The sequence below is a fragment of the Olsenella phocaeensis genome, from assembly GCF_900120385.1.
GTDB classification, from domain to species: Bacteria; Actinomycetota; Coriobacteriia; order Coriobacteriales; family Atopobiaceae; genus Olsenella_I; species Olsenella_I phocaeensis.
In genome coordinates this window covers 1,477,453-1,484,965 of the sequence record NZ_LT635494.1, presented here as the reverse complement: position 1 = coordinate 1,484,965, position 7,513 = coordinate 1,477,453, and the positions used below count along the sequence as shown (strand labels likewise).

General features: G+C 64.7%; 11 protein-coding genes, 2 pseudogenes and 1 CRISPR repeat array. Of the genes and pseudogenes, 7 read left to right on the top strand and 6 right to left on the bottom strand.

Going from position 1 to position 7,513, the window contains the following annotated elements:
• A pseudogene (locus tag BQ7388_RS12355) lies at nt 1-516 on the bottom strand (IS30 family transposase); the annotation flags it as partial.
• 471 nt (nt 517-987) lie between these two features.
• Here BQ7388_RS12355 and BQ7388_RS13515 point away from each other — a divergent pair.
• From BQ7388_RS13515 to BQ7388_RS07225, 4 genes and pseudogenes are all read left to right on the top strand, one after another.
• Nucleotides 988-2,394: a hypothetical protein gene (locus BQ7388_RS13515; protein WP_407668494.1), complete on the top strand. Its 1,407-nt coding sequence runs from the start codon at nt 988-990 to the stop codon at nt 2,392-2,394.
• A gap of 354 nt (nt 2,395-2,748) precedes the next feature.
• Nucleotides 2,749-2,964 (top strand): annotated as a pseudogene (locus tag BQ7388_RS13240) (phage minor capsid protein); the annotation flags it as partial.
• 78 nt (nt 2,965-3,042) lie between these two features.
• Nucleotides 3,043-3,330 carry a DUF4258 domain-containing protein gene (locus tag BQ7388_RS13235; RefSeq protein ID WP_072500486.1) on the top strand — a complete coding sequence of 96 codons (288 nt, stop codon included), beginning with the start codon at nt 3,043-3,045 and terminating at the stop codon, nt 3,328-3,330.
• A complete protein-coding gene (locus tag BQ7388_RS07225) occupies nt 3,296-3,496 on the top strand; it encodes a hypothetical protein (protein ID WP_062530542.1) in 201 nt (66 codons plus the stop codon). Before BQ7388_RS13235 ends, BQ7388_RS07225 begins: the two co-directional genes overlap by 35 nt.
• 24 nt (nt 3,497-3,520) lie before the next feature.
• A CRISPR array of direct repeats spans nt 3,521-3,887; the repeat unit is 36 nt; unit sequence GTTTTGGAGCAGTGTCGTTCTGACTGGTAATCCAAC.
• A 64-nt stretch (nt 3,888-3,951) separates the two neighbouring features.
• On the opposite strand, the gene BQ7388_RS12040 is transcribed toward BQ7388_RS07225, so the two are convergent.
• From BQ7388_RS12040 to BQ7388_RS07215, 3 genes are all read right to left on the bottom strand, one after another.
• Nucleotides 3,952-4,134: a hypothetical protein gene (locus BQ7388_RS12040; protein ID WP_129583187.1), complete on the bottom strand. Its 183-nt coding sequence runs from the start codon at nt 4,132-4,134 to the stop codon at nt 3,952-3,954.
• A 263-nt stretch (nt 4,135-4,397) separates the two neighbouring features.
• Complete coding sequence (locus BQ7388_RS07220; RefSeq protein ID WP_072500136.1) at nt 4,398-4,733, bottom strand: hypothetical protein; 336 nt, start codon at nt 4,731-4,733, stop codon at nt 4,398-4,400.
• A 125-nt stretch (nt 4,734-4,858) separates the two neighbouring features.
• The gene (locus tag BQ7388_RS07215; protein ID WP_072500135.1) at nt 4,859-5,095 is read right to left on the bottom strand and encodes a hypothetical protein; all 237 of its coding nucleotides are present in this window, start codon (nt 5,093-5,095) and stop codon (nt 4,859-4,861) included.
• A gap of 227 nt (nt 5,096-5,322) precedes the next feature.
• Here BQ7388_RS07215 and BQ7388_RS12350 point away from each other — a divergent pair, with 227 nt between their 5' ends.
• On the top strand, nt 5,323-5,499 hold the full coding sequence (locus tag BQ7388_RS12350; protein WP_159430810.1) for a hypothetical protein: 177 nt from the start codon (nt 5,323-5,325) through the stop codon (nt 5,497-5,499).
• 211 nt (nt 5,500-5,710) lie between these two features.
• Here BQ7388_RS12350 and BQ7388_RS07205 read toward each other — a convergent pair whose 3' ends face one another.
• Together BQ7388_RS07205 and BQ7388_RS07200 are read right to left on the bottom strand one after the other, a co-directional pair.
• Nucleotides 5,711-6,586, bottom strand: a complete 876-nt coding sequence (locus BQ7388_RS07205) for a hypothetical protein (RefSeq protein ID WP_072500133.1) — start codon at nt 6,584-6,586, stop codon at nt 5,711-5,713.
• A gap of 74 nt (nt 6,587-6,660) precedes the next feature.
• Nucleotides 6,661-6,909: a helix-turn-helix domain-containing protein gene (locus BQ7388_RS07200; RefSeq protein WP_072500132.1), complete on the bottom strand. Its 249-nt coding sequence runs from the start codon at nt 6,907-6,909 to the stop codon at nt 6,661-6,663.
• 137 nt (nt 6,910-7,046) lie between these two features.
• Between BQ7388_RS07200 and BQ7388_RS12035 the strand changes: the two genes are divergently transcribed.
• Together BQ7388_RS12035 and BQ7388_RS07195 are read left to right on the top strand one after the other, a co-directional pair.
• The gene (locus BQ7388_RS12035) at nt 7,047-7,271 is read left to right on the top strand and encodes a hypothetical protein (protein ID WP_129583186.1); all 225 of its coding nucleotides are present in this window, start codon (nt 7,047-7,049) and stop codon (nt 7,269-7,271) included.
• Nucleotides 7,246-7,446, top strand: coding sequence for a hypothetical protein (locus tag BQ7388_RS07195; RefSeq protein WP_072500131.1), 201 nt, complete (start codon nt 7,246-7,248; stop codon nt 7,444-7,446). The genes BQ7388_RS12035 and BQ7388_RS07195 overlap by 26 nt, the downstream gene beginning before the upstream one ends.
• The last annotated feature ends 67 nt before the right edge of the window (nt 7,447-7,513 follow it).

Here is a 7,513-nt window from a genome sequence, read left to right as displayed (position 1 = left end):
CCCGCCGTGCCCCCGCTCTATCCGGCGGCACACCGTCGACTGGGGCACCCTGAGCTCGGCGGGGCGGGCGTCGGCTATCTGCGCGGGGGACAGGCCGCGGGCGATGTCCGACCCGATGGCCCCCATCATGCATTCGAGCTGGCCCTCGTCGCGGTCGACGCCCGTCCGGGACTGCGAGAGCAGGGTGTCGGCGGGCGCCCGGGCCCTCGCGGCCGAGTGCTCGCGCCTCCACCTCCTCGAGCAGTGGTAGCGCCGGTACCCGCGCCCGTTGCACGCGTAGGGCCAGGTGAGGAGCTTGGGGCACGCGTCCTCGGGCACGACGCCCACGCGCTCGCCCCTGCCGGGCCCCTTGGCCACCACCCCGTTGCGCCTCGCCTCGTCGCACGGGGACGAGGCCGGCCTCCCGAGGTCGCCGGCGAGGCCCCGGGCCGACTTCCTCGCGTCGAGCCCCCTCTCGGTCGCCGCCCTCTCGGCCCTGTCCAGCCGGCGCCATCCGCTCGGCTTGCCCTTGGTCATGGCAGGCCCCTTTCCCCGGAGGGCCGGACGTGCCCGCCGGCCCCTATGGGAGGGGATTCCCGGGCTCATCCGCACGCGTGCGGATGAGCCCGGGAAAGGCGGGAGGGTGTACGGATGAGCTTAAAAACCAACTCCCTGCACGGGGCGCACCACTTGGCGTGCCATATGGTCACGGTCGGCATTACGCACCTCTGTTTCTGGTATACTCACATTGGAGCGAGGCACGCCCATCCAGTTGCTTGGAAGGAAACGGCCTCGCATCGTTCACCTCTTGAGGAAGATTGACCCGCTTCCGTCCCTTAGCACATAGATGGCTTCAGTCGCAGTTTTGGAGCAGTGTCGTTCTGACTGGTAATCCAACCCCTGCCAGACCGCCGACGCCTTGCCCCTGTTTTGGAGCAGTGTCGTTCTGACTGGTAATCCAACGGGGGCGTCAACTGCCGCCACGGCTTCGCGCCCTGGGTGCCCGGCATGGGCCACGCCTTCAGCGAGGACCCCGACGGGGACGCCGGATGGGACCGCGATGAGGTCTACCGGGACACCCAGCGGCAGAGGGCGCTCGAGGCGGACGTGCGCGCCGCCAAGAGGCAGGCCGCCAACGAGCACGCGAGCGACNTCGATCCCGGGCGCGTCGAGCAGGGCCCGCCCGTCGTCCCCGTAGGCGGAGGGCGGCATCGACGCGGGGGTCAGGTACGCAAGGGAGGGCCTCGGCTCGGAGTTGAGCTGCGACATCACGGCGGAGGGGTCCCGCGCGGTCAGGTCGTCGAAGCCGATCCCCCTGCGCCTTGGCAGGAGCCTGCGCAGCTCCGCGTGGCTCCTCTCGCGCCCGCCCTTCTGCTGGGACTGCCGGGCGTCGCAGTAGCAGGCCCTTGTCCGGGCGGCCTTCCCCGGCAGGGCCGACCGCTCGATCGCCTCGGCGCCCGCGAACTCCGCGCCGTTGTCGGTCAGAATCGTCCCGAACGCCCGCCCGAACGCCCGCTTCCCGACCGCCCCCTCGAGCGAGTCGGGCGCGGCCGCCACCGCGCCCGACGACTTCTCGGGCGGGAGGGTCGCCAGCTGAGGCTTGCGGGGTCGCGGGTAGAGGGTGAGGATGCGCTGCTCGTCCCTCGCCCTGCCTATCACGGTGTCCATCTCGCAGGCGCCGCCCCGCCGCTCGTCGCCGAGCTCCACGAAGGCGGCGAAGCTCCGCTCCGGCCCGTGCGCCGTCCGCCTGGGGCCTGCGGTGTGCTTGCGCTTCTTGTAGCCGCGCTTGCGCCTGAGGTCCAGGTCGCTCATCCCGCCGTGCCCCCGCTCTATCCGGCGGCACACCGTCGACTGGGGCACCCTGAGCTCGGCGGGGCGGGCGTCGGCTATCTGCGCGGGGGACAGGCCGCGGGCGATGTCCGACCCGATGGCCCCCATCATGCATTCGAGCTGGCCCTCGTCGCGGTCGACGCCCGTCCGGGACTGCGAGAGCAGGGTGTCGGCGGGCGCCCGGGCCCTCGCGGCCGAGTGCTCGCGCCTCCACCTCCTCGAGCAGTGGTAGCGCCGGTACCCGCGCCCGTTGCACGCGTAGGGCCAGGTGAGGAGCTTGGGGCACGCGTCCTCGGGCACGACGCCCACGCGCTCGCCCCTGCCGGGCCCCTTGGCCACCACCCCGTTGCGCCTCGCCTCGTCGCACGGGGACGAGGCCGGCCTCCCGAGGTCGCCGGCGAGGCCCCGGGCCGACTTCCTCGCGTCGAGCCCCCTCTCGGTCGCCGCCCTCTCGGCCCTGTCCAGCCGGCGCCATCCGCTCGGCTTGCCCTTGGTCATGGCAGGCCCCTTTCCCCGGAGGGCCGGACGTGCCCGCCGGCCCCTATGGGAGGGGATTCCCGGGCTCATCCGCACGCGTGCGGATGAGCCCGGGAAAGGCGGGAGGGTGTACGGATGAGCTTAAAAACCAACTCCCTGCACGGGGCGCACCACTTGGCGTGCCATATGGTCACGGTCGGCATTACGCACCTCTGTTTCTGGTATACTCACATTGGAGCGAGGCACGCCCATCCAGTTGCTTGGAAGGAAACGGCCTCGCATCGTTCACCTCTTGAGGAAGATTGACCCGCTTCCGTCCCTTAGCACATAGATGGCTTCAGTCGCAGTTTTGGAGCAGTGTCGTTCTGACTGGTAATCCAACCCCTGCCAGACCGCCGACGCCTTGCCCCTGTTTTGGAGCAGTGTCGTTCTGACTGGTAATCCAACGGGGGCGTCAACTGCCGCCACGGCTTCGCGCCCTGGGTGCCCGGCATGGGCCACGCCTTCAGCGAGGACCCCGACGGGGACGCCGGATGGGACCGCGATGAGGTCTACCGGGACACCCAGCGGCAGAGGGCGCTCGAGGCGGACGTGCGCGCCGCCAAGAGGCAGGCCGCCAACGAGCACGCGAGCGACCTCGAGCGCGCGGCCGCGAAGGCGCGCATCTGGAAGGGCCAGCAGGAGATCCGCAAGCTCACCTCAGAGAGGCCGTGGCTCAGGCGCGACGCGAGCCGCGAGAGGGCCCCGGAGCTCTCCGTGCAGCCGAGGGGCGCGAAGAACGCGCCGAGGGCCACCAGGCACGCCGCCGAGCGGATGGCCGAAAGGGGAATCACAGACGGACAGGTTAAAAGGGCAATCGCAAGTCCAATGCATACCTTTCCCGTTACGGTCGACTCGCAAGGCCGTAAGGCCCAGAAAATTGTTGGGAGCGATGTCACAGTAGTTATCAATCCAACGACCAGGGATATAATCACGGCATACCCGACGAACAAGAAGATGAGGAGGCGGTATGGCACTGACGAAGAGGCAGGAGCAGATTCTTGACACTCTCCGTATCCCCCACGACATATCGTCCCTCACAGATTCGCAGTGGCTGGATGCGGATGACAAGGTAACTGAGGAGTTGCAGCTCCGGGGCCTATCGGACGATGGCCTGAACGAGTATGGTCAAGACTGCGACGCAATTCTCTATGCCCTTTCGCAGGTTTAAAGCGAACGCTAGAGCTTTACTACCAGTTTTGGAGCAGTGTCGTTCTGACTGGTAATCCAACCACGAGGGACGCCGTCAGGCGCGCCACGCGGTTTTGGAGCAGTGTCGTTCTGACTGGTAATCCAACGCGGCGCTGGGCGTGCAGCCGCGCACGCTCGTTTTGGAGCAGTGTCGTTCTGACTGGTAATCCAGCGGCCTTGGTTCTCATAAGCCTAACTCTTTAGTTTTGGAGCAGTGTCGTTCTGACTGGTAATCCAACGCAGCCCGAGGTCGTAGCGTTGTCCAGCTGGTTTTGGAGCAGTGTCGTTCTGACTGGTAATCCAACCCCACCGTCGCGCCGTGCGAGAGCCACTCCGTTTTGGAGCAGTGTCGTTCTGACTGGTAATCCAACTGTGAGATTGGGTACAATTCCGTCAGACGGGTCTATGCACCAGCTGTGGAGCAGGGACCCGTCATTATTTTTCTAGATGAAGTCTGCTTATCACTCCCGCGTGGTCGATCACGGCCACTTCGCTGATGCGACGGTTCTTCATCGCCTTCCGCGTGAATGACACGGCTTGCTCGTCATCAAGTGCCTTGTTTTGGCTGAAGTCGAGAACGACGAGGGAAACACCCCTCTTTCCTCTTGCATTTCTCATGTGCCCGTCGACGGTCGAGTAGGAACTTGCCCCATCTAGCGTCTTTATCTCGACGCCTGACGCAAGGTCGGAACGTCCAATGGTAACGGTCCCTTTCCCGTCTGGGTTCGGCTCATGCAGCTCGTCGTCCCAGAACGTGACGGAGTAGCCATGGGCCGCGAGCTTCGTGGCGGTCCTGAACTCCTTGGCATGTGCCTTGTCCTTGGACTTCTTCGCCCTGGTCGCGTCCGAGTCGTACCCGACGGGCGGTACCTTGCCCGTCCTCAGCCACTCGCGGTCGCGAAGCTTGGCCTCCGCGTTTTGGAGCAGTGTCGTTCTGACTGGTAATCCAACGCAGCCTCGTCCCCTGCGGCGGCCTTGCCGTCGTTCAGGGCCTTGAGCTGCTCCCTGAGGCTCGCGATCTCCTTGTCCCGGCGGCGCACGTCGGCGTCGTACTTGCTGCGGTTGACCGTCGCGCCCTCGGGGTCCTTGGGCGTCGCGCCCTCTCCCTCGCCGCCTGCGGTCCCACCTGCGGACTTCGGGTCGTTGGGCTGCGCGCCCTCGCCGCCCTCGGGGTCCTTGGGGACGAGCCCCTCGCCCTCGGTCGCGTCCTTGGCCATAGAGAAACCTCCCTCTCGAGCGCCGGGCCTTTCCCGGCGTACGAGTGGAGTGTCAGCGGTCGCTCACGCGCACGTCACGAACGGTCTATTCAGCCATTGAGTGAGAGAGCAGGACCTAGACGGCCCTAATACCAGAACATCTCTCCAACGTCTCTGTACTCGCCCGACTTCTCGAAGTCGCGCATGAGCAGTACGAGATGCTGGGCATAGTAGGCATGTTCGTCGTTGGATGCCTCGGATATCTCGAAGACGCCGGTTCGCTTGTCGAGCGTGACGGTCCCAACGGGGGACGAGGTGTTCTCGACCGTGTAGTCGTAGGACACCGCTTCGTCGCTCTCTGTCTTCTTCCTGTAGCGGAGCATCACCAAAGGCCGTTTCTCGTCTTGTAGTCGGACAGTGCCTTGGCGTAATTGTACGTCTCCTGTGCATGGTCATGCGCATCCGCCTGCGACATTCCCATCTCCATGTACCGGGACTCGAGTAGCTCGTGGGGGAACAGGAGGCGGTCGTGCTCCTTGATTCCTTTTCCGGAGAGTATCCGCTGCGGTTTTGGAGCAGTGTCGTTCTGACTGGTAATCCAACCGAGCGCGTGAGTGACAGGAGCCACGCCTGGACCTGTGCGGGCCTCACCGAGTCGAGCTGCGCGTCCGCCCACCTCGGGGCCACGTGGTTACGCCACGCTGACTCGAACTGCACGAGCGAGCTTCTCGCCATGCGCCCGTCGGTGACGCGCCTCTCGGCCCACGGCACCCACCACGTCTCGTAGGCCTGCCCGACCGTCGGCGTCGCGTGCTCCGAGTCGTGCTCGACCCTCCTGCGGGCGAGCACTCCCTCCGCGTCGCGCCTGGTGCCGTCCACGGTCTCGCTCATGCGCCGGTACGTGCCCGTGGCGTCGGTGCCCCAGTACCTCAGGCGGTAGCGGCCCTTCGCCACGCGCGTGACGCTGCCCCAGCTGTTGCGGCGACGAGGCATGAAGGCTATATCTTCCAGCGCCTGCCGCAGTCGCGGCAGATGAACTCGACCTTGCTGTTGTGGCCTGACGTCGCGCCAACGACGGCCCCGACGGCCCCGAAGGCGGCCCCGCCGACCACGGCGCGACCTGCCGAAAGCTTCTTTGTTGACGCTATCGGCATGGTGTTGCGCGAGCCGCACTTCGGACATACCGTTCCGTTCTTGCGGTTGGCCTTCTTCGGGCTTACTGACGGAGACCCGTGCCCGGTGCGCAGGGATGCTGGCACGCATGCGTCAAGCCTCTGGCGCAGCGCCTCGGCGTCTTCTGGCTTGGCGTGCTTGTATCTCTCGGCGCGCCCCGCCTCTGCCCTCCTTGCTGCCTCAGCCTCCTCAGCCTTGCGCCTCGCGGCCTCTATCTCGTCACGGTGCTCGATTTGGTATATGTCGTTCCTGATGTGGTCAACGGCGTTCCTCGCTTCGGTGTACGAAGCCCACAAGTCGCGCTCTGCCTCAGACAGGACGTAGCCAGCCTTCGCGTCAACGTCTGCGTCCGGCACGCTTGCGACGTACTCAGGCCTTTCATCCTGCCTCACAACAATGACCGTTGCAGCCACGAACGCGATGACCGACAGTATGCCGACGCCGAGAGAGTCCCTGCCGAACGCGTTGAACACGCTTGCGGCGAACGCCGCGAAGCTTACGAGTCCGACCAGGAAGGACAGCAGTATGGCCGCCGTCCCGTCATGGCGTCTAACGTCTGCCGCGACAAGCGATATCCTGGCCTCGTTCCACCGGCTCGCGCGCCCGAACCACTCGGACGCCCTGGCTTCCTGGACGGCCCTGCTTGCCTCGTTCAGCTTCTCGTTGAGTTCCGCGAGCCTCTCCTCGTCGCCCATCTCCATCTCCCGTCCTTGTGTCCCACCTACGAACTAGTGTTCTGTACCGGCGCCAGCCAGCGTCCGGAGCGCGTCGGTCATTACTTAGGTGGTGATTGCTGTGGCTTGTCCTTTGGGTGTTGATACCGCTCGGCCAAAGACATGACCGTGTTGGCATCGACGCCAAGGGCGACCGAGATTCTGAATAGGGCGCTTGCCGACGGGTTGTACTTCTTGCTGTTCCAAATCTGGCTCATGTGCGCGTCGCTCATGCCAGTCAGGCGGCAAATGTCTGCCTGCTTCATGCCCCTCTCGGTCGCTATCTCACGAATGGCCCTTCCTATATCCATTTGGACCTCCGTTCTTTATTACGTGAATCCTAACAAAAATTAGGAAAAGAGTAAATTCTTACTTGAAACCTAACGTACGTAAGGCTACTATCGGAATCGTCCTAACGAACGTTATGTTTTTGAGAGGAGGAAAGCCCATGAAGTTTTGGAGCAGTGTCGTTCTGACTGGTAATCCAACCGATGCCCTGGCGAGCCTTCTGAAAGTCTTCCCGGTGGCCCCTGGCAAGGATGGCAGGCCCGCACAGAAGATCATCGGCAGCGAAGTGACGGTCGTACGGAACCCGGACACCGGGAATATAATCACGACATACCCGACGGACAGCAGGAGGAGGAAGTATGGCCCTCGAAAAGACGCAGATTGACGTCCTTGGCGAACTCGGGTTCCCCGCTGACCTGTCGGCGTACACGGAGGCGCAGCTCTCGGATGCGGAGGATGCGGTCGAACGAGAGCTTTTCGCGAACATCGAGTGTGATGCGCTCAACGAGCGTGGTGAGGTGTGCCGCTCGATTCTCTTCGAACTGGCCTCGATTGAGTAGGAGGAGCCCATGGCGCATGACGACCTCGACGTGGTCTGCTACAAGGTGATGCGCTACATCGATGCCG

Coding starts and splice junctions, on each gene's coding strand:
- BQ7388_RS07225 (WP_062530542.1), top strand. CDS start 3,296: ATGGCACTGACGAAGAGGCAGGAGCAGATTCTTGACACTCTCCGTATC.
- BQ7388_RS12040 (WP_129583187.1), bottom strand. CDS start 4,134: ATGAGAAATGCAAGAGGAAAGAGGGGTGTTTCCCTCGTCGTTCTCGAC.
- BQ7388_RS07220 (WP_072500136.1), bottom strand. CDS start 4,733: ATGGCCAAGGACGCGACCGAGGGCGAGGGGCTCGTCCCCAAGGACCCC.
- BQ7388_RS07215 (WP_072500135.1), bottom strand. CDS start 5,095: ATGCTCCGCTACAGGAAGAAGACAGAGAGCGACGAAGCGGTGTCCTAC.
- BQ7388_RS07205 (WP_072500133.1), bottom strand. CDS start 6,586: ATGGAGATGGGCGACGAGGAGAGGCTCGCGGAACTCAACGAGAAGCTG.
- BQ7388_RS07200 (WP_072500132.1), bottom strand. CDS start 6,909: ATGGATATAGGAAGGGCCATTCGTGAGATAGCGACCGAGAGGGGCATG.
- BQ7388_RS12035 (WP_129583186.1), top strand. CDS start 7,047: ATGAAGTTTTGGAGCAGTGTCGTTCTGACTGGTAATCCAACCGATGCC.
- BQ7388_RS07195 (WP_072500131.1), top strand. CDS start 7,246: ATGGCCCTCGAAAAGACGCAGATTGACGTCCTTGGCGAACTCGGGTTC.